Origin of the sequence: Arthrobacter sp. 179 (genome assembly GCF_052379645.1) — a bacterium.
Taxonomy (GTDB): Bacteria; Actinomycetota; Actinomycetes; order Actinomycetales; family Micrococcaceae; genus Arthrobacter_H.
The window spans coordinates 56,755-74,741 of record NZ_JBQSYU010000001.1 but is presented as its reverse complement, the minus strand read 5'-3'; the positions used below and the strand labels follow the sequence as shown (position 1 = coordinate 74,741).

Here is a 17,987-nt window from a genome sequence, read left to right as displayed (position 1 = left end):
ACGGACAGGATGTGGATCACAACAGTTGGTCCAGTAAACATCAGACGTCTAATGTTTTCCCATGCCTTCCTCGAGAACCACCGATCCACCGGCCGTCGTCCTGCCCCGGGGGCGGTGGATCACGGTGCTCGGGGTGCTCGCCGTGGTGCTGGTGGGGCTGAACCTGCGGGCCGGCATCACCAGTGCCGCCGCCTTGTTCCACGATCTGCAGGCCGTGCTCGGGTACGGGCCGCTGGTGGCCGCCATCCTCCCCTCCATCCCCACGGTCACCTTCGCCTTCGCCGGTGCGGCGACGGCCTGGTTGGTCCGCAGGATCGGTGTGGAACGGACCATCCTGCTGGCCCTGATCATCCTGGCCGCCGGGCTGGCGATCCGTGCGATCCCCTCGGTGGGCATGCTGCTGGTGGGCACCGTGGCCGGAATGTGCGGGATCGCGTTGTGCAACGTGGCGATGCCCTCCTTCATCCGGGAGCACTATGCCCACCGGACTTCGGCCCTGACCGGGACGTACACGATCACGATGTCCCTCGGGGCCACGGCCGCCTCGGCGCTCGGCGTCCCGCTGGCCCGGCAGCTGGGATCCCCGAGCCTGGGTTTGGCGGCCTGGTCGATCCTGGCCGCTGTCTCGGTCCTGGTCTTCCTCCCGTTGGCGATCGCCGGTCGACCGCGGCCCCGGCAGGATGCCGCCGACCCGGTGGCCCCGGCCGAATCCGGGGGATCGCTGCTGGCCGTCCTGCGGACCCGCAAGGGCCTGCTGATCACCGGGTTCTTCACGGTCCAGGCGCTGTTGGTCTATTCGCTGATCAGCTGGTTGCCGGTCATCCTGATCTCCCGGGGCATGGCCCCCGCGAACGCGGGAATCATGTTGGGGCTCATGCAGCTGGTCACGATTCCCGCAACGGTGGTGCTGCTGGCCATGGCCACCCGCCCGCACCTGCTGCGCCCGGCCTTCATGGTCTGTTGTGTCGGGATCCTGCTGGGTCTGTGCTGCCTGATCCTGCTGCCGGTCGACTTCTCCGTCCTCTCCGTGGTCCTGCTGGGCCTTGGACTGACGATCTTCCCCTTGCTGCTGGTGGTCATCAGCCGCAGTGGCCGCAATGCCGCGGAAACCACGGCGATCTCCACGGTCGCCCAGTCGGTGGGCTACCTGGTGGCCAGCGCGGGACCCTTCGGCCTCGCGCTGCTGCATACCCGGACGGGCGGCTGGACCGGACCGTTGTGGGTGTTGTTCGCCGTCGCCGTGGTCCAGTTGCTGCTGGCGCTCGCGTTGACCTCCGATGGCCCGAGCGGTCCGGGGCGCCGGGCCGGCAGGTCGCCCCGGCGCGAGGTGGCGGCATGAGCATTCCGTCGCGGACGCCCTTGGTCCAACAAGTCACCGATGCCCTGCGCCGGGCCATCAGTTCTGGTGAGTGGCCGGTCGGGGCGCGAATCCCTGCGGAGCCGGCGCTGATCGAACGCTTCGCCGTCTCCCGGGGCACGCTGCGCGAGGCCATCAAGGCACTGGCGCATGCGGGCATGCTGGAGGTCCGGCGCGGGGACGGGACCTATGTGCGCACCCGCAGCGAGATCGAAGGCGCCATCGGGCAGGTCTACCAGCGTCATTCCGACCAGGAAGTCATGCAGGTCAGATTCGCCCTGGATGCCCAGGCCGCCCGCTTGGCCGCGGCCGTCGCCGGGGACGCCGAGGTGGAGCAGCTGCGGGTGATCCTGACCGAACGTCGTCGGGCCTGGGAGGCCGAGGACATCGAGGGGTGGATCGACGCCGACTGGAAGTTCCATCTGGCGGTGGCGCGTGCCTCCGGCAATGCCCTGCTGGTCGAACTGTATGCCAGTTTCGGCGACGTCTTCCACGGGTCCAAGCTGGCCCAACGCCTCCACCGCGGTTTCGACGGGTGCCGGGCCGAAGGTCATGAGGAACTGGTCGAGGCGATCGCCGCCGCGGACCCGGATGCCGCGGATCGCAGCACGGTGGCGAACCTGCTGTATTGCCTCTCCTTCACCGAGGCCGGCTGAGCCAGGACCCAGCGACCTCCTAGCGGATCCGGTTGCGTTGGGTGCCGAGCCCGTCGATGCCTGTTTCGAGCACATCCCCGGCCTTGAGCCAGGGGTGGCGGCCCTGTTCGTTGCGACGCCCCAGGGCCACCCCTGCCGGGGTCCCGGTGAGGATCAGGTCCCCGGGGACCAACGTCACCAGGGTGGAGAGGTAGGCGACCAGGCGGGCGGGGCCGAAGACCAGATCCGCGGTCGAGTCCTCCTGCATGGTTTCGCCGTTGACGCGGGTGCGGATGCGGGCCCGGTCCGGAAACTCGTCGGCGCTGACCAGATAGGGGCCCACGGGGGTGGAGGCCTCCCAGCATTTGCCGGCCAGCCATTCGGTGGTCCGGCCCTGCCAACCGCGCATCGAAATGTCGTTGGCGACCGCGTAGCCGGCAATGTGCTTGGCGGCATCGGCTTCGGGGATCCGGCGGCCCGGGGCGCCGATGACGAGGGCCAACTCGCCCTCCCAGTCGAGCCGGTGGTCCTCCGGCGGCACGTCGATCGGGTCCATCGGGCCGGTGAGCGAGCGGGCGAACTTCGTGAACACCGTGGGGTGCTCGGGCAGTTCCTGCCCGGTCTCCAGGATGTGGTTGCGGTAGTTCAGCCCGATGCAGAAGACCTTCTCCGGGGCTCCCACCAAGGTCGCGAAGTCGGCCTCGGTCACCGGAATCCCCGGGGGCGTGGTCCGCAGGGAGGCGGCGGGATCGGCCGCCGCGACGGATTCGGCGCGGCTCTGCTCGTCGGCGGCCAAAAAGCCCCCGACGTCGGAAAAGCCCGTCAGTTCGTGGGCCGTCTCGCCGTGGATGACCGCGGCGAAGGTGGCCCCGGTCCCGGGCCTGCGGAGGGTGGCAAGTTTCATGCCACCATCCCATCACGGCGGGGCCCGCAGGGCCTAGCGTGCCGCGGCGACCGCTGCTTCGTCGGGGTAGGCCGCCTGCGTGCCCTTCTGCGTGGCAGCCAGGGCGGCGGCCACTGAGGCGAAGGCCGAGGCGTCGGCCAGGGTGTCCCCGGCCGCCAGTCGGGTCGCCACCGCGCCGGTGAAGGCATCTCCGGTCCCGGTGGTGTCCACCGCGTGGACCCGGGTGGGGGCGATCCTGGTGATCGGGGCCGCGGCGTCGGGGTGGGCATCGAGCACCACCGATCCGTGGGCACCGAGGGTGACGACCACGCGGTCCAGCCCGCGGTCGAGGAAACGGGCGAGCACCGGGTGCCAGGCGTCATCGTCGTCATCGGCCGCGGGGATGCCCGTGCCGTCCAGGAACTGGGAGGCCTCGTGGGCGTTGACCAGCAACACGGATGTCAGCTCGGCCAGTTCACGGCTGATGGGGGCGTACGGGGAGAGATTCAGGACCACGGTGGCCCCGGCGTCGTGCCCGGCCCGGGCCGCGGCCAGCACGGCCTGAGGGGCGACTTCCAGGCACAGGCACACCACCGCCGCAGCCCTGAAGAGCCCCGACGCGTCGGCGATCGTCGCCGCCGAGACGGTTCCATTGGCTCCGGCGGAGATGACGATGCTGTTCTCGCCCGCGGCATCCACGGTCACCACGGCGACGCCGGTTTCCACCGATTCCACGCGCCGTACCGCCTGGGTATCCACGCCTGCCGCGGAACAGGATTCGAGCAGCATGGTGCCGTGCGGGTCATCGCCGACGGCACCGAGCAGAGTCACGTCGGCGCCGAGCCGGCCAGCGGCGACCGCCTGGTTGGCGCTCTTGCCCCCGGGATTCACCGTGAAACCTTCCCCGTGCAGGGTTTCGCCCGGGGAGGGGAGGCGTTCGGTGTAGATGGTCAGATCGGCGTTCAGGGAACCGACGACCACCACTCGGCCTCCGCGGATCGGGGCACCGCCGGGGGTGTTCATGCCGTGGCCTCCGCTGGAGTCGAGGGGGTGGCTGACAGGTCGACGTCACCGATGCGTTCGAGGGCGTCGGTGACCAGATCCCAGAACCGTCCGTGGTCCAGATCCACCGCGACCGAGGTGTTGCACCCAGGGGGTGCCGGGGCCCGGAAGTCGGCGACCGTCATGCCCAGGGTCAGGGTTCCGCGCAGTTCGATGTCGAGGGGGACCTTCACGGTGGAGACGATGGTCGGGTCGATGACGTAGGCGACGGCGCAAGGGTCGTGCACGGGTGGGGCATCGAAGCCCTGATGGTCCTGGTAGGTCCTGGCGAAGAAATCCATCAGTTCGCGCACGAACTTCGCCGGGCTGGTGCCGATGGCTTCGATCCGGGCGATGACCTCATCGGTGGCCAATGCCTGATGGGTCAGGTCCAGTCCCACCATGACCACTGGCCAGTCCTCGTTGAAGACGATATGGGCCGCCTCGGGGTCGATGATGATGTTGAATTCGGAGACGGCACTCCAGTTGCCCACGTGGTAGCCACCGCCCATCAGCACCACTTCGCGCACCCGTTCAACGATGCGCGGTTCCTTGCGGGCGGCCATGGCGATGTTGGTCAATCCTCCGGTGGGAACCAAGGTTACCGTGCCGGGTTCGTGGGCCATGACCGTCTCGATGATCAGATCCACTGCGTGACGCCGATCCACCGTGATGGTGGGCTCCGGCTGGGCGGGTCCGTCCATGCCGGTCTCGCCGTGGATATCGCCGGCGGTCTTGAGCTGTCGGACCAACGGGCGGTCGCAACCTGCCGCGAAGGGGACCCCGGTGATCCCCGCGATGGTGCCCACCGCGAGGGCGTTTTCGGTGACCTTGGCCAAGGTCTGGTTACCGACGACGGTGGTCACGGCCAGTAGTTCGATCTGGGGGTTTCCGTGGGCCAGCAGGATCGCCACTGCGTCGTCATGTCCGGGGTCGCAGTCCAGGATGATCTTCCGGGGTCCAGCGGTGGCGGCGTGTGCGCCCATGTTCTTCTCCACGTCATCAGGGGGGTGGGGTGCCGGGCAGTGTCCGGCGTCAGTCCACCAGCCTAACCCGCGGTGTTGGAGGGCGGTTCTAGAGCAGCATGACCAGCGCGATCACCAGAACCGAGAGCGTCGTGATCATGCCGATGAGCGCCGGCCAAGGGTTCCTGGGGCCGGCTTGCGGGTCATGGGATTCCCGCAGGCCGGGTGCGCTCGGGTTTCCGCCGAGCAGCGGGGTGCTATCGGCCTGGGGAACGGTGGGGCGTGCGTCGTGCTCCATGGTGGCGGCTCCTCTCAGGGGCGTCAGGAGACCAGTTTAACCCCCGGTGTTGGTCGGTGTGCGCTTGAACAGGCGCGAGAGCCAGCCGCCGGATGCCGAGGAATCCTTGGGGGCGTTCGGATCGCAGGAACACCGGTCCGCCCGGGGGACGTTCGCCATGACCTGCTGGACGTGCTGACCGCATCCGGCCCACGTCGTCTTCTGGCATTTGCGGCATTTTACGGCTCGGCACATGGGTTTCTCCTGGTTTCGGTGACATCACGAGCAGGATTCGTCCTGCTGCAACCTACTGTGACACATACCCCCGGGGGTATCAAAGTCAGGGCATGGGGCGCCGTCCAACGAGTTAGGCCAGCGAGAGGAAGAGGCGCTCCAGTTCCTTCTTGTCCATCGAGTTGTCCTCGCTGGCCAGGCACTGCTCCAGTCCGGTGGCAATGATCGCAAAGCCGGCCCGGTCCAGTGCCTTGGAGACCGCCGAGAGCTGGGTGACGACATCCTTGCACTCCCGTCCCTCCTCGATCATCCGGGTGACGGCCGAGAGCTGGCCCTGGGCGCGCTTGAGTCGATTGATGACCGGAGTGAGTTCGGCGGTGTCGAGTTGCATGTCTGCTCCTTGTGATGATTGGCGTTGTCCCATCATACCCCCCTGGGTGTTTTTGCATACCCGGGGGGGTATATGCCAGACTGCTGGGGAACCACTGATCCGACAGGAAGAAGCAGACGTGTCCCTTGCAACACCCGCCGTCACCGATCTCGATGCGCAGACGGTCCGCAACTGGATCGATGAGCAGCAGGACGTGAAGATCATCGACGTCCGCTCCGCCGCCGAATTCGAGACCATGCACATTCGTGGCTCCTATAACGTGCCGCTTCCGTTGCTTTCCGAGCACACCGCCGAACTGGCCGAACGACTCGACGGCCGCGTGGTGCTGGTCTGCCAGTCGGGGGTCCGTGCCGACCAGGCGCGCACCCGCCTCGACGGCGTCGGGGTCGACCATGCCCAGGTGCTCGATGGCGGGGTGCCCGCTTTTGCCGCCGCCGGTGGGGACGTCGTCCGTGGCGTCCAGCGCTGGGACCTGGAGCGTCAGGTACGCCTGGTGGCCGGATCCCTGGTCGTCGCCGGCCTGCTGGCCGGGAAATTCCTCTCACCCAAGCTCCGGCTGCTTTCCGGGATGATCGGTACCGGGCTGACCGTCTCGGCGGCCACCAACACCTGCGCCATGGGCCAGGCGCTGTCCAAGATGCCGTGGAACCAGGGGGCGACCTGCCCGGCGCCTCGTGCGGTGATCGGCCAGATCCCGCGTTCGAACCACTGATTTCCACCCCTGACCCCAACGGAGCCACCATGCCTGAAACCACGATCACCGAAACCGACCAACGCCGCAGGACCGAACAGGTCCTCGATGTCCGCGAGGACTTCGAAACCGCCGAAGGAATGATCCCCGGCGCCGTGCACATCCCGATGGGACAACTGAACGAACGCGTGGGGGAGCTTGATGCCAACCGCCCCGTGATCGTGGTCTGCCGCAGCGGAAACCGCAGCGCCCAAGTGGCCGATGCGCTCAACGCCGCCGGCTACACGGCGGACACCATGGCCGGCGGCATGTCCGCCTGGCAGGGCGCCGGCCTGCCCACCGCCTAGCCCGAGGGCCCCCGCCTTCCTCCGACTTCCGATAAGGACCCTGCCATGACGCTGACCCTCCTGTTGACACTCGTCCTTTCGGTGCTGATCGGACTCTCCCTCGGCCTGCTCGGCGGGGGTGGCTCCATCCTCACCGTTCCGATCCTGACCTATGTCGCAGGAATGAATCCCAAGGAGGCCATCGCCGCCTCGTTGTTCGTGGTGGGGGCCACCTCGGCGGTCAGTGCCGTGAGTCATGCCCGCAACGGCCGGGTGAAGTGGCGCACCGGCCTGGTTTTCGGGGCCACCGGCATGGCGGGGGCCTTCGGCGGCGGACTGCTGGGCGGACATATCCCCGGAACGGTGCTCATGATCGCCTTCGCGCTGATGATGGTTGCCACGTCGATGGCCATGATCCGTGGCCGCAAGGGCGGAGGTGCGCAGGTGCACGACGGCGATCTTCCGCTGGGCAAGGTCATCCTCGAAGGCCTGGTCGTCGGCCTGTTCACCGGGCTCGTCGGTGCCGGCGGCGGATTCCTCGTCGTTCCCGCGCTGGCGCTGATGGGCGGGCTGTCCATGCCCGTGGCCGTCGGCACCTCATTGGTGGTCATCGCCCTGAAGTCCTTCGCCGGACTGGGCGGGTACCTGACCACCATCTCCCTGGACTGGGCCCTGGTGTCGGGGGTGACTGCCGCAGCGATCCTGGGTTCACTGGTCGGTTCGCGGCTGGCCGGCAGGATCCCCGAAAACGCGTTGCGCAAGGGATTTGGGGTGTTCGTCCTGGCCATGGGCGTGTTCGTCCTGGTCCAGGAGCTACCGGCCCCGGCCAACCTGGTGGTCGGCATTCTCGGGGTCGTACTGGCGGTGGCCGCGGTGGCCTGCAGGTACCTCATTCCCTCGTGCAAGGCCCGCTTCCTCGCCTCCAACGAAGAGCCCGTCATCACGACCTCCCGCTAACTATTCGACGGAACCACCGTCACCACGAAAAGGAGTCAACATGTCCACCATCGACCTGACCGAAAAGAACTTCGAGAAAACCCTGCAAGAGAACCCCATCGTCCTGGTGGACTTCTGGGCGGCCTGGTGCGGACCGTGTCGTTCGTTCGCCCCCACCTACGAGAAGTCCTCGAACAACCATGCCGACGTACTCTTTGGAAAGGTCGACACGGAGGCCGAACAAGCCCTGTCGGCGTCCGCGGGCATCAGCTCCATCCCGACACTGATGGCCTTCCGTGATGGCATCCTCGTATTCAGTCAGCCGGGTGCCCTGCCAGGGAAGGAGCTGGAAAAGGTCATCGAAGCCGTGAAGGAACTCGATATGGATACCGTCCGCTCCCAACTGGAGCAGCAGGGTCAGCAAGCCTGAAACCCGGGCCGCTGAAGCGGCTCTCGCCGAACCGCCTGACACCGACCGAAGGGAAGTCCCGCATGAAGAAAAAGTCCGGCGCGAGGATCCCCGTGTTGGGGTTGCGGGCGAATGCCCCGCAGTTCGTGCTGCTCGTGGCGGTCAACGCCCTCGTCGGTGGAATGGTGGGCCAGCAGCAAACGGTGCTGCCCCTGCTCGCCGGCGCCGAGTTCGGCCTCTCCGGGTACACGTTCATCTTTTCCTATGTCGCGGCCTTCGGCATCGCCAAGGCCGTCAGCAACTGGTTCGCCGGAACGCTCTCGGACCGTCACGGGCGCAAACCAGTACTGATGATAGGTTGGCTTTTCGCCGTCCCGGTCCCCTTGATGCTCATCCTGGCTCCCAGCTGGGGATGGGTCGTGGCCGCGAATATCCTGTTGGGCGTCAACCAGGGCCTGACCTGGTCCACCACCGTGGTGATGAAGATCGACCTGATCGGACCGAACCGGCGAGGCCTGGCGATGGGGTTCAACGAAGCGGCGGGATACGGTGCCGTGGCCATCACCTCCCTGCTGACCGGGCATCTGGCCGAACAATTCGGTTTGCGTCCCGCCCCGTTCCTCCTCGGGATCGCCTATACGGCCCTCGGGCTCGTGCTCACCGGCCTGTTCGTCCGTGAAACCAAGGGCCACTCCCGGTTGGAAGCAGAACAACAGGCGACGGCACGGTCTGCGGGCCCCACCCGGGTGGACGCGCAGCTGGATAGCCGGCGGATCGCCGAGCTGACCAGCTTCAAGGACCCCTCGCTCTCCTCGGCCAGCTGGGCGGGGTTGGTGAACAACCTGAACTTCGGGCTCTCCTGGGGCGTCTTCCCCCTACTGTTCGCCACGGCTCACCTCAGCGACGGGCGGATCGGACTCCTCTTCGCCATCTACCCGGGCGTCTGGGGCCTTGGGCAGCTAGTCACCGGAGCACTGTCCGACCGGATCGGGCGCAAACAGCTGGTGGTCTGGGGGATGGCCGTCCAAGGAGTTGCGCTCGCCGTCATCGCCGCCGGAGACGGGTTCGGCATCTGGGCGGCAGCGGCCGCGCTGCTGGGGGTCGGAACCGCGATGGTCTACCCCACGCTGCTGGCCGTTGTCGGGGACGTTGCCCATCCAGCCTGGAGGGGGAGGGCCGTGGGGGTCTACCGGGTCTGGCGTGATGCGGGCTACGCGGTGGGTGCAATCGCGGGAGGCCTGGTGGCCGACGCCCTGGGCTTGCAGGCCGCGGTCGTCATGGCAGCGATCCTGAGCGTACTCACGGCGATCGTCGTCGCCGCCCGGCTGAAGGAAACCCATCACCCCATCCCCGCCTGAAACACCCCTACGCACTACTAAAACAGTTTCGACGCCGGGGACCCATTGGTTGAGAAATACCCCCGGGTGTATTATTGTCGTCATGAAACCAATACCCCCCGGGGTATCGAATCACGCGAAGGAGATCGCATGCTACTCGAGCGCATTTACGACCAAGATCTGGCGCAGGCAAGTTACTTCATCGGCTGTCAGCGCAACGGCGAGGCCGTGGTGGTCGACGCCCGCCGGGACATCCAGACCTATTTGGACCTTGCGGCGGAAAACGGCATGCGCATCGTCGCGGTGACCGAAACCCACATCCACGCCGACTACCTCTCAGGTACCCGTGAACTGGCCGCTGCCACCGGGGCCGAAATGTATGTTTCCGGCGAAGGTGGCCCCGACTGGCAATATGACTTCGAGGCCAACCGGCTCTACGACGGCGATGACATCACCGTCGGGAACATCAAGCTCACCGCCTCCCATACCCCCGGGCATACCCCGGAGCACCTCTCGTTCCTGGTGACCGACGGGGCCTTCTCCGATCAGCCCGGCTTCATGCTCTCCGGGGACTTCGTCTTCGTCGGGGACCTCGGCCGGCCGGATCTGCTCGACGAGGCAGCCGGAGGAGTGGATACCCGGTTCGAAGGGGCCAGCCTCATCTTCACGAGCCTGCGCGAGAAGTTCCTGGCCCTACCGGATTACGTCCAGGTCCTGCCGGCCCATGGTTCGGGCAGCGCCTGCGGCAAGGCCCTCGGTGCGGTCCCGGCGACCACCGTCGGGTATGAGCGCCTCTACTCCTGGTGGGGACCGTACATTGCCGCTAATGACGAGCAGGGTTTCGTTCACGAGCTGCTCAACGGCCAGCCCGATGCCCATGCCTACTTCGGTCGGATGAAGCGGGAAAACCGAGATGGCCCGGCGATGCTGGGCGAACGCCCCGCCCTGGAGGAGCTCTCCACCGACGACGTTCGCCGCGATCTCGAACTGGACACGGTGAGCTTCGTCGATACCCGATCACACCACGAGGTGCACCAGGGCACGGTGGACCACTCGCTGAACATCCCCGCTGGTCAGAAGATTGCCAGCTATGGCGCCTGGGCGGTGGACCCGGAGACCGATGAGCGTCCACTGGTTCTGCTGGCGGACACCCAGGATCAAGCCCAGGAGATGTGGGACCACCTGGTGCGGGTCGGGATCGACCGGGTCGCCGGTTACGTCACCGGCCTGGAGGGGCTGCCGATGCATACCCCGGCGCTGCTCCAGCCAGAGGAACTCGAGGGCTTCGACGCGGCACTCGTGCTCGATGTGCGCAATAAGACCGAACACGCGGAGGGCCACATCCCCGGCTCCGAACAGCTCAGTGGCGGGCGCGTCCTGTGGCACCAGGACGAGCTGCCGACCTCGGGCACCATCGTGACCTACTGCCAGAGCGGGGTGCGTAACTCGGTCGCCGCCAGCGCCCTGCGCCGTGCCGGTCACGACGTCATCGAGCTCGACGGCAGCTATGCCGGCTGGGAGGCATGGAAGGGAGCATGCCAGGCAGTGAATGCCTAGGCTCATTCCCTGACGAAAGGAGGCGGCCCCCCACTGCGGGGCCGCCTCCTTTGCGTGCGTGCAGCGTCCGACCCTTGACTATGCTGAACCGTTGTTTAGTATCTTAAACATGCGTTCAATTGATGGTGATGTCACGACCCGGGCCAGGATCCGCGATGCCGCGATCACCCTCTTCGGTCGGCACGGCTTCTCCCGGACCACGGTGCGCGACATCGCCTCCGCCGCCGAGGTCTCCCCAGGGCTGGTCATCCACTATTTCGGCACCAAGGAGGGGCTGCGCCGGGCCTGCGATACCCACGTGTTGGAAACGGCCCATGAATCGGCCACCGCCAAGTCCCAAGACCCCGCCAAGCTGCGTGACGCACTGACCGAATATCTGGCCAACCCCGCTGCATATGAACGTGAGCTCGCCTATATCCGACGAGCGGTGGTGGAGGATTCGGAGGCAGGGGACTCCCTCTTCGACGCCTACTTCTCCCTGACTCTGCAGATCCTCCAGGACGGCGCCCGGGCCGGGACTATGCGCCAGGTCGGGGACCCCGAAGCCACTGCCGCCCTGATGGTCACCCAGTCGTTGGGCCTGCTGGTCCTGGGTCGCCATGTCGCCCGTGGTTTGGGCCAGCAGGGGTTCGGTGTGGAAGCCATCGACCGACTCGCGGTCCCCGCCGTCGACCTTTATACGCATCCGTTGTATACGGACTCCGCATTCCTTGACGCTACGCGGGAAGCCGCCACCACGCTCGAAGAAAAGGACGGTCATGGGCCACGCCATTGAAGTCACTGGACTGCACAAGAGCTACGGAAACAACGAGGTCCTGCACGGTATCGACTTCGCCGTCCCGCGCGGATCCGTGTTCGGGGTCATCGGGCCCAACGGCGCCGGAAAGACCACGCTGATGCGTTGCCTGCTGGACATCATCCGGCCCAGCGCCGGACACCTCGGTGTCCTCGGCGTCCCACCGCGCCAGGCCGGTCCGGACCTCCGACGACGCATCGGCTACCTGCCCGGGGAACTGATCCTCGAGGGCAGGACCACCGGACGGCGGCTATTGCGCCACTTCGAGGACATCAGCGGGCCCGTCGCCTCCGGCCGGGTCGAGGGGCTGGCGGAACGCCTCGGGCTCGACCTGGATCGGCAGACCCGTCGGCTGTCCAAGGGCAATAAGCAGAAGCTCGGGATCATCCAGGCCTTCATGCACGAACCCGAACTGCTCATCCTCGATGAACCCACCAGCGGACTGGACCCGCTGATGCAACAAGAATTCCTGTCCTTGGTCGCCGAAGCACGCGAAGCCGGGCAAACGGTCTTCCTCTCCTCGCACGTCATCAGCGAGATCCAACAGGCGGCAGACACCGTGGCGATCCTGCGCGAAGGAGCCATTGCCACGACCTCCACGGTCGCCGAACTACGCGAGGGAGCCACCAGCCGCCTGCGCATCCAAACCCCGCTGCCCGTCGACCAGGTGCGGGGGCTATTGGGGGCGCTGGAAGGCCTCGACGGGTTACGGCTGGAGCAGATGCAAGACGGCGACGGCCGGCCGGTGTGCCAGGCCTCGGCGACGTGGTCCGGTCCGGTGGCTGAGCTGGTGGACCTCCTGCCCCGGCTGCGGCCCGTGGACCTGGCCGTGGAGGAACCGGATCTGGAAGAGGTGGTCTTGGGGTTGTACCGGACCCCGGGAACCACCGACGGGCACCACGGCGCCGGAAGGACCACCTCATGAGCGCCACCGCCCTGCACCGCGGCCGGCAAAGCCGTCCGCGAGTCCTTCCGCTCTTCTCCAAGGCGCTCATCGATGCGAAGGCCTCGATGCTCATCTGGGCGCTGGCCATGCTGGCGGTGATGGGCCTGTATCTGCCGCTCTACCCGTCCATCGGGGGCAGCGAGCAGATGAAGCAAATGATCCAGTCCCTGCCCCCCGAACTCGTCGACGCGTTGAACTACGGCCAGATCACCAGCGGACCGGGCTACACCCAGGCGACCGTCTTCGGCCTGATCGGCTTCCTGCTGATGACGATCATGGCCGTCGGCGCCGGGGCGGCTGCCATTGGTGGGGATGAGGAATCGGGCCTGCTCGAACTCACCCTGGCCCACGGCGTGACCCGCAGCCAGCTGGTCCTCGAACGGGCCGCGGCGCTGGTCATGAGGATCCTGCTCCTGCACCTGTTCATCCTGGCCGTGCTGCTGATCCTCAAGGGGCCCTCGGAACTGGGGATCGACGCCGGCCATGCCGTGGCAGGGGTGCTGATGTTCGCCCTGCTGGTGTTCTTCAACGGCTCCTTCGCCTTATTGGGCGGGGCTATCGGGGGGCGGCGGATCCACGGGATCGGCGTCGGAGCCGTGGTGGCGGTGCTGGGATACGCCTTCAACGCCATCGGCAACCAGAATCCGGAACTGGAATGGTTGCACGGGCTGTCGCCCTACTACTGGGCCTACGGACAATCCCCGCTGGTGAGCGGGGTGGATGTCCCGGCGGCCCTCCTGCTGGCAGGGGTGGGTCTGGTGTGCATCGGGCTCTCGGTGCTGGCATTGAACCGCCGGGACATCCGTGGGGCGTGACTAGCCCCGCGTCGGATCGGTGGGCTGCCGGTGGCCCTGTGGAGGGTACTGCCCCGCGGGATCGCCGGCCGGGGCGCCGGGGTAGCCGACCGCGGAGCCTGGATGCCCGGTGGGTGCCCCGAGCATGGCCGCGCCGGCTGCCGCTCCGCCATCCGCGTCGAAACGGGCGCCGGCGGGGGGCCGAGGGCATGAGCAGGAGGATGAAGAGGAGCAGCCCCGCCGAAGAAAGGGATCAGGGTGAGCAGGTACAACAGCCCGCTGAAGTTCCCATCATGCAGCCGACGCACGCAGAGCGCGATGTTCGGGACGAAGGTCCCCAGCCAGTAGACAGTGAGCAGCAGGAGCGGGAAGGCGGCGCCGAGCCCCATCTCGCCGGTCACCGGGTCCATGCCACCGACCCCGAGAACGATGAACACGGCGAAGAGGACGAGATAGACGATGCTGTTGAAGAGGCAGAACCACCAGTACTCACTCCGGCTCGCTCGACCACTGAAGGTTGCATATTTGCCGAAGAAGCGCTTCACGGATTGATAGAAATCCGCGCCGTAGAGCGGCTGCTCCACCGGGACCTCCCCGAAGGTGACGGTGCGCCCCGAGGGGTTGCTTTACGGGGCGACGGATCCCGCGGGGCCGCCGTAGGGGTTGGGGTAACCAGCGCTCAAGGGGTTCTCCGGGGGAGTCGAGGCCAGGCGGTGTGCGCTGGCGTGCGGGGCCGATGCCCCGGCGGCGGACCGCCGGGACATCGCCGGGGCTTGGCTAGCCCTGGGTCGGGTCGGTGGGCTGCTGGTAGCCCTGTGGGGGGTTCTGGCCCGCGAAACCGCCGCCGGCAGCCGGTGCTCCCGGGTACCCGGCAGAGGTGCCAAAGGCGTTCCCGTAGGCTGCCGCGCCGCCATCGGCGTCGAAACGAGCACCTTCGGGGACGGAGGGCATGATCATGAGGACGAGGACCACGAGCCCACCGAGAATCGGCACCAGGATCAGCAGGTACAGGAATCCGCTGAAGTTGCCGTCGTGCAGGCGGCGGACGCTCAGGGCGATGGACGGGATGATGATGGCCAACCCATAGAGCCCGATCACCAAGGAGGGGATGGCCCCGCCGGCACCCATTTCACCGGTGACGGGGTCGGAGCCGGCCAGTCCGAATCCGATCGCCAAGCCGTAGAACACGGTGTAGACGATGGCGTTGAAAAGCGCGAAGAACCAGAACTCGCTGCGGCTGGCCCGACCCGAGAAGGTCGCATACTTCTTGAAGAAGCGCTTGATGGCCTGGCCGAAGCTGGCCCCGTAGAGCGGCTGGTCCAAGGGAGCCTCACCATGGGTGGGCATGGTGACCCCTCCGGGGTTGCCATAGGGGTTGGGGGTGCTGCTGCTCAAAATTTCCTCCATCGAAAGTATTTCGGGTGATCGGGAGTAGTCTTCCAGATGGAGCCTTGACATGCGATGGGGAGGACTCCCCATGTCGCGTCGTGTCTGCCCTTGGTGTGGGGTAGGCCCCCGGAGCCACCCCGACTAGCTCGAGGCCGCCGGGGCAACCGGCTACCTCTAGCTCGGTGGCATCGGAGGATTGCCCGCCTACACCTTGTGGTTCAGGGGGACCTCTGGAGGCTGCCGGCCACCGCCACTGCCCTGCTGACGGCTCCCGCCGCCGGCAGTGGCAGGCCTGGGCGCACTGGTCCTCGGGGAAGACCCCGATCCACGACAGCTCAGCGGTTTCAACTTGGCCATCACGGTGCCGGGAGCCGGACAGTTGTCACTGGACCGTCGAACTAGACAGAAGCTCACTTCATGAACATCAAGAGATCGCTGCTTCATGGATCGTGACTGGACACCAGGAGCCGCAGCCCCAGGGACAACACCGTGCAATTCGGCAGGTACAGCCGGTTCGGAGGTCCTGTTGGGAGTCGGCTGCTGGCCGCCTTCTAGGAGTTGACCCGCAGGGTCGTGGTCACCGGGGTCGGGTTCGTGAAGACGTCCAATACCGGGCAGTGGGCGTCGACGGCCGCCTGGAGTTCGGCATAGCGTTCCTCGGTGGCCGGACCCGAGACGTCCACGGTCAGCCGCACATCACCGAATCCCGGGCGGACCTTGTCCTCGATGCCGAACAGGCCGCGCACATCCAGGTCGGCGTCCGCCGAGATGTCCAGCGAGTCGATCGTGATGCCCAGCTGGTGAGCATAGAGGCGGTAGACCACCACCTGGCAGGAGATCAACGCCCCGAGGGCGTATTCGACGGGGCTGGCGGCGACGTCGTCCCCGGCCAATGCCGCCGGTTCGTCGACGGTGAATTCGTGGCGTCCGGCGCGGATGGTCGAACCGACCGAGCCCACCGGGTCGGCCGTCGCGCGGAACTGCAGCGATGCGCTGGCAGTGTTCTGACCGATCCGTTCCGCCCAGGCGGATCCCGCGGAATCGAGGCGTTCGGCGCGGTTGGAAATGCTGGTTTCTGCAAGGGTCTGGGTCATGGCGTTCCTTCGCTGTCATGGCGAGCGTGGCGCTGCGCCATACTTACGCCTCCCGGTCGGGACGGCGTCGAATCGTCACCTGGGGCACCCCACTATGGCGAAGGGGGTTGCCGTCCAACCGGCCAGGGCCTCAGGTTGGATCTCTTGATTCTTGGGTTCGATTCTGCTGGCGGGAACGCCGATCGGGCAAACGCGTCGCGTCATCCGGAGACATACGCCGGGTCATCCGCGGGTGGAGAGCCCGCCATCCCCGCAGCAGGATTCCCCTCGCCAGGGGGTATCCCAGCGGTTATCGTGGGGCCATGAGCGGATACCGGCGCCCGGAGTTCACCCCGGAGATCCATCGCGATGGACAGGGCGCCCCGATCGCCTACGGCCATCGGTGGGAAGGGATGTCTCCGCCTTCGCGCGCCTACTCCACGGTGGGCCATCGACACCGGTTCGCTCCCTTGCATGAGGTCGCTGATGCCCAGCTCGACTGGCTGTTGGACGCCTTTGACGTCGTCGCCGAACGGGACCCGGAGGTTGCTTCCGATCTGCTGTTCCCCTCGGAGGACGTCGTCCACGCGGTCCGGGTCGTCCCGTCCAACCTGCTCGCGGCCCCGCTGACCTTCGTCTTCACCGGGTTCCCGGGGATCTTCCTGCACGCTGGCGCCCTCTACGACGCCCACTATCCGGTATGCGGTTGCGATGCCTGCGATGACGATGTCCAGGAGCTGTTGGAAAACCTTGAATCCGTGGTGCGAGCCGTCGTCTCAGGCGGCTATTTTGAACGAATTAATCCCAACGACGACCAATCTGTCGATTATCGGCTGGCCGAGCCGGGCCGGTGGGAAGAAGCCGGGTGCATCCATGCCGAGGATGTGCCCGAGGGAAGGATGGAGGTGGCAGAAGCCATGCTCCCTTCCGATGGGCACTGGCGGCCGTGGCCGGAAGCGGTGCGAGACGCGGCTGGTGCGGCAGGGGGCTGACAAACCGTGTGCCCGTGGCGGTTCCGTCGTGATCTTCCATCAGGGCCGGCGGGCGTCAACACTGCGCGGGATGATGGCCACGTGCTTCCTGGCCGACATCGAAACACAAGAACCGCAGGCACTCATGGCGCGAATCACCGGCAACCATAAGCGCGGAAATGAACGCGTTGCACGGAAGCATCCGCGCAATCAGGGCCGCTAATTAGTCCACGGGCCCGGCGCTGAGATGGCGGTTCCGCTCCTCGATGAGCTTCTGCAGATAACGGGCCAGGAAGAGCTTCTCTGCCAAACGACCGAGAGGGCCGAACGGTGCGGCGAAATCGACGCGGTCAACCATGGTTGTTCCCCCCGACTCCTGGCTGAACTCATGGATATGACGAAACCAGCGGAACGGGCCCTTGACCTGTTCGTCGATGAAGGAGTGCGGTGCTTCCATCTGCATGATGCGGCTGGTCATCTTCAGGGGGACGCCAAAGTGCCAAGCCCGCCATGTCACGTTCTCACCGAGTGAGATGAGGCCGGAAGTGACACCGGCGATGGCCTCCTCCCGGGACTTCGCCAGCGATTGTTGATGGGTGTCGATGTTCCGGGCCAGATCGAATAAGTGTTCCTGAGGGATGGTGGTCCACGTCGTGCACTGGAAGGAAACGCTCATGGGCAGAGTCTCTCAGGTGTTGCCCGCCTCTCGAAAGGTCGGCGAATACGCGGTACGGTGCGCGTATGCGCTTCTCCACCCAGCAACGCCTCCTGATTGCCGCCTACTGCGCCATGATCCTCGTGGGTCTACTGCTGTTGGTCTTCGGGCTCTTCGGGGAATCCTGGTGGCTGCCCGTGATCGGCGCGCTCATCGTCGCAGGCTCCGGATTCACGCTCTCCGTATGGGTGCGGGAGTTTCGGCGTCAAGACACCCTGAAGAACCGGGCCTGAGGGTTGTTCCACGGGAGACGGTGAATCCGTA

22 protein-coding genes, 1 pseudogene and 1 riboswitch are annotated in these 17,987 nt (G+C 66.6%); of the genes and pseudogenes, 13 read left to right on the top strand and 10 right to left on the bottom strand.

The window, feature by feature from the left end:
• The first annotated feature begins 61 nt into the window (after positions 1–61).
• On the top strand, positions 62–1,339 hold the full coding sequence (locus ACT3UE_RS00405) for an MFS transporter (protein WP_444553898.1): 1,278 nt from the start codon (positions 62–64) through the stop codon (positions 1,337–1,339).
• Positions 1,336–2,013 (top strand): FadR/GntR family transcriptional regulator, encoded by a 678-nt coding sequence (locus ACT3UE_RS00400; protein WP_444553897.1) that lies wholly within the window; start codon positions 1,336–1,338, stop codon positions 2,011–2,013. The genes ACT3UE_RS00405 and ACT3UE_RS00400 overlap by 4 nt, the downstream gene beginning before the upstream one ends.
• Positions 2,014–2,032: 19 nt before the next feature.
• Here ACT3UE_RS00400 and ACT3UE_RS00395 read toward each other — a convergent pair whose 3' ends face one another.
• The 6 genes from ACT3UE_RS00395 to ACT3UE_RS00370 form a co-directional block, all read right to left on the bottom strand.
• Entirely contained in the window at positions 2,033–2,896 is an 864-nt protein-coding gene (locus tag ACT3UE_RS00395) for a fumarylacetoacetate hydrolase family protein (protein ID WP_444553896.1), read from the bottom strand.
• A gap of 33 nt (positions 2,897–2,929) precedes the next feature.
• Complete coding sequence (locus ACT3UE_RS00390; RefSeq protein WP_444553895.1) at positions 2,930–3,898, bottom strand: ribokinase; 969 nt, start codon at positions 3,896–3,898, stop codon at positions 2,930–2,932.
• Positions 3,895–4,902 (bottom strand): uridine-preferring nucleoside hydrolase UriH, encoded by a 1,008-nt coding sequence (uriH, locus tag ACT3UE_RS00385; protein WP_444566078.1) that lies wholly within the window; start codon positions 4,900–4,902, stop codon positions 3,895–3,897. Before uriH ends, ACT3UE_RS00390 begins: the two co-directional genes overlap by 4 nt.
• 88 nt (positions 4,903–4,990) lie before the next feature.
• Positions 4,991–5,179, bottom strand: coding sequence for a hypothetical protein (locus ACT3UE_RS00380; protein ID WP_444566077.1), 189 nt, complete (start codon positions 5,177–5,179; stop codon positions 4,991–4,993).
• A gap of 36 nt (positions 5,180–5,215) precedes the next feature.
• Positions 5,216–5,413 carry a hypothetical protein gene (locus tag ACT3UE_RS00375; protein ID WP_444553892.1) on the bottom strand — a complete coding sequence of 66 codons (198 nt, stop codon included), beginning with the start codon at positions 5,411–5,413 and terminating at the stop codon, positions 5,216–5,218.
• Positions 5,414–5,525: 112 nt separating this feature from the next.
• The gene (locus ACT3UE_RS00370; protein WP_444553891.1) at positions 5,526–5,783 is read right to left on the bottom strand and encodes a metal-sensitive transcriptional regulator; all 258 of its coding nucleotides are present in this window, start codon (positions 5,781–5,783) and stop codon (positions 5,526–5,528) included.
• 118 nt (positions 5,784–5,901) lie between these two features.
• Here ACT3UE_RS00370 and ACT3UE_RS00365 point away from each other — a divergent pair, with 118 nt between their 5' ends.
• From ACT3UE_RS00365 to ACT3UE_RS00325, 9 genes are all read left to right on the top strand, one after another.
• Positions 5,902–6,495: a rhodanese-like domain-containing protein gene (locus ACT3UE_RS00365; RefSeq protein WP_444566076.1), complete on the top strand. Its 594-nt coding sequence runs from the start codon at positions 5,902–5,904 to the stop codon at positions 6,493–6,495.
• Between the two features lie 29 nt (positions 6,496–6,524).
• A complete protein-coding gene (locus tag ACT3UE_RS00360) occupies positions 6,525–6,821 on the top strand; it encodes a rhodanese-like domain-containing protein (protein WP_444566075.1) in 297 nt (98 codons plus the stop codon).
• 45 nt (positions 6,822–6,866) lie between these two features.
• On the top strand, positions 6,867–7,757 hold the full coding sequence (locus ACT3UE_RS00355; RefSeq protein ID WP_444566074.1) for a sulfite exporter TauE/SafE family protein: 891 nt from the start codon (positions 6,867–6,869) through the stop codon (positions 7,755–7,757).
• Positions 7,758–7,797: 40 nt separating this feature from the next.
• Positions 7,798–8,166 (top strand): thioredoxin, encoded by a 369-nt coding sequence (gene trxA, locus ACT3UE_RS00350; RefSeq protein ID WP_444553887.1) that lies wholly within the window; start codon positions 7,798–7,800, stop codon positions 8,164–8,166.
• 62 nt (positions 8,167–8,228) lie between these two features.
• Positions 8,229–9,503 carry an MFS transporter gene (locus ACT3UE_RS00345; RefSeq protein ID WP_444553886.1) on the top strand — a complete coding sequence of 425 codons (1,275 nt, stop codon included), beginning with the start codon at positions 8,229–8,231 and terminating at the stop codon, positions 9,501–9,503.
• A gap of 129 nt (positions 9,504–9,632) precedes the next feature.
• Positions 9,633–11,039 carry an MBL fold metallo-hydrolase gene (locus ACT3UE_RS00340; protein ID WP_444553885.1) on the top strand — a complete coding sequence of 469 codons (1,407 nt, stop codon included), beginning with the start codon at positions 9,633–9,635 and terminating at the stop codon, positions 11,037–11,039.
• 109 nt (positions 11,040–11,148) lie between these two features.
• Positions 11,149–11,814 carry a TetR/AcrR family transcriptional regulator gene (locus ACT3UE_RS00335; protein ID WP_444553884.1) on the top strand — a complete coding sequence of 222 codons (666 nt, stop codon included), beginning with the start codon at positions 11,149–11,151 and terminating at the stop codon, positions 11,812–11,814.
• Positions 11,798–12,760: an ABC transporter ATP-binding protein gene (locus ACT3UE_RS00330; protein WP_444553883.1), complete on the top strand. Its 963-nt coding sequence runs from the start codon at positions 11,798–11,800 to the stop codon at positions 12,758–12,760. Before ACT3UE_RS00335 ends, ACT3UE_RS00330 begins: the two co-directional genes overlap by 17 nt.
• Positions 12,757–13,596 (top strand): ABC transporter permease subunit, encoded by an 840-nt coding sequence (locus tag ACT3UE_RS00325; RefSeq protein ID WP_444553882.1) that lies wholly within the window; start codon positions 12,757–12,759, stop codon positions 13,594–13,596. The genes ACT3UE_RS00330 and ACT3UE_RS00325 overlap by 4 nt, the downstream gene beginning before the upstream one ends.
• A gap of 275 nt (positions 13,597–13,871) precedes the next feature.
• On the opposite strand, the pseudogene ACT3UE_RS00320 reads toward ACT3UE_RS00325, so the two are convergent.
• The 3 genes and pseudogenes from ACT3UE_RS00320 to ACT3UE_RS00310 form a co-directional block, all read right to left on the bottom strand.
• Positions 13,872–14,120 (bottom strand): annotated as a pseudogene (locus ACT3UE_RS00320) (DUF805 domain-containing protein); the annotation flags it as partial.
• 232 nt (positions 14,121–14,352) lie between these two features.
• A complete protein-coding gene (locus tag ACT3UE_RS00315; RefSeq protein ID WP_444553881.1) occupies positions 14,353–14,970 on the bottom strand; it encodes a DUF805 domain-containing protein in 618 nt (205 codons plus the stop codon).
• A gap of 545 nt (positions 14,971–15,515) precedes the next feature.
• Positions 15,516–16,058: an OsmC family protein gene (locus ACT3UE_RS00310; RefSeq protein ID WP_444553880.1), complete on the bottom strand. Its 543-nt coding sequence runs from the start codon at positions 16,056–16,058 to the stop codon at positions 15,516–15,518.
• Between the two features lie 34 nt (positions 16,059–16,092).
• Positions 16,093–16,208, bottom strand: a riboswitch (SAM riboswitch).
• 152 nt (positions 16,209–16,360) lie between these two features.
• On the opposite strand from ACT3UE_RS00310, the gene ACT3UE_RS00305 reads away from it, so the two are divergent.
• Positions 16,361–17,029, top strand: a complete 669-nt coding sequence (locus ACT3UE_RS00305; RefSeq protein WP_444553879.1) for a DUF6226 family protein — start codon at positions 16,361–16,363, stop codon at positions 17,027–17,029.
• Between the two features lie 202 nt (positions 17,030–17,231).
• On the opposite strand, the gene ACT3UE_RS00300 is transcribed toward ACT3UE_RS00305, so the two are convergent.
• Positions 17,232–17,684 (bottom strand): SRPBCC family protein, encoded by a 453-nt coding sequence (locus ACT3UE_RS00300; RefSeq protein WP_444553878.1) that lies wholly within the window; start codon positions 17,682–17,684, stop codon positions 17,232–17,234.
• 65 nt (positions 17,685–17,749) lie between these two features.
• Here ACT3UE_RS00300 and ACT3UE_RS00295 point away from each other — a divergent pair, with 65 nt between their 5' ends.
• Positions 17,750–17,956, top strand: a complete 207-nt coding sequence (locus tag ACT3UE_RS00295) for a hypothetical protein (protein WP_444553877.1) — start codon at positions 17,750–17,752, stop codon at positions 17,954–17,956.
• The last annotated feature ends 31 nt before the right edge of the window (positions 17,957–17,987 follow it).

Coding starts and splice junctions, on each gene's coding strand:
- ACT3UE_RS00395 (WP_444553896.1), bottom strand. CDS start 2,896: ATGAAACTTGCCACCCTCCGCAGGCCCGGGACCGGGGCCACCTTCGCC.
- ACT3UE_RS00380 (WP_444566077.1), bottom strand. CDS start 5,179: ATGGAGCACGACGCACGCCCCACCGTTCCCCAGGCCGATAGCACCCCG.
- ACT3UE_RS00335 (WP_444553884.1), top strand. CDS start 11,149: ATGCGTTCAATTGATGGTGATGTCACGACCCGGGCCAGGATCCGCGAT.
- ACT3UE_RS00340 (WP_444553885.1), top strand. CDS start 9,633: ATGCTACTCGAGCGCATTTACGACCAAGATCTGGCGCAGGCAAGTTAC.
- ACT3UE_RS00305 (WP_444553879.1), top strand. CDS start 16,361: ATGAGCGGATACCGGCGCCCGGAGTTCACCCCGGAGATCCATCGCGAT.
- ACT3UE_RS00295 (WP_444553877.1), top strand. CDS start 17,750: ATGCGCTTCTCCACCCAGCAACGCCTCCTGATTGCCGCCTACTGCGCC.
- ACT3UE_RS00310 (WP_444553880.1), bottom strand. CDS start 16,058: ATGACCCAGACCCTTGCAGAAACCAGCATTTCCAACCGCGCCGAACGC.
- ACT3UE_RS00405 (WP_444553898.1), top strand. CDS start 62: ATGCCTTCCTCGAGAACCACCGATCCACCGGCCGTCGTCCTGCCCCGG.
- trxA (WP_444553887.1), top strand. CDS start 7,798: ATGTCCACCATCGACCTGACCGAAAAGAACTTCGAGAAAACCCTGCAA.
- uriH (WP_444566078.1), bottom strand. CDS start 4,902: ATGGGCGCACACGCCGCCACCGCTGGACCCCGGAAGATCATCCTGGAC.
- ACT3UE_RS00375 (WP_444553892.1), bottom strand. CDS start 5,413: ATGTGCCGAGCCGTAAAATGCCGCAAATGCCAGAAGACGACGTGGGCC.
- ACT3UE_RS00370 (WP_444553891.1), bottom strand. CDS start 5,783: ATGCAACTCGACACCGCCGAACTCACTCCGGTCATCAATCGACTCAAG.
- ACT3UE_RS00355 (WP_444566074.1), top strand. CDS start 6,867: ATGACGCTGACCCTCCTGTTGACACTCGTCCTTTCGGTGCTGATCGGA.
- ACT3UE_RS00300 (WP_444553878.1), bottom strand. CDS start 17,684: ATGAGCGTTTCCTTCCAGTGCACGACGTGGACCACCATCCCTCAGGAA.
- ACT3UE_RS00360 (WP_444566075.1), top strand. CDS start 6,525: ATGCCTGAAACCACGATCACCGAAACCGACCAACGCCGCAGGACCGAA.
- ACT3UE_RS00345 (WP_444553886.1), top strand. CDS start 8,229: ATGAAGAAAAAGTCCGGCGCGAGGATCCCCGTGTTGGGGTTGCGGGCG.
- ACT3UE_RS00330 (WP_444553883.1), top strand. CDS start 11,798: ATGGGCCACGCCATTGAAGTCACTGGACTGCACAAGAGCTACGGAAAC.
- ACT3UE_RS00325 (WP_444553882.1), top strand. CDS start 12,757: ATGAGCGCCACCGCCCTGCACCGCGGCCGGCAAAGCCGTCCGCGAGTC.
- ACT3UE_RS00400 (WP_444553897.1), top strand. CDS start 1,336: ATGAGCATTCCGTCGCGGACGCCCTTGGTCCAACAAGTCACCGATGCC.
- ACT3UE_RS00390 (WP_444553895.1), bottom strand. CDS start 3,898: ATGAACACCCCCGGCGGTGCCCCGATCCGCGGAGGCCGAGTGGTGGTC.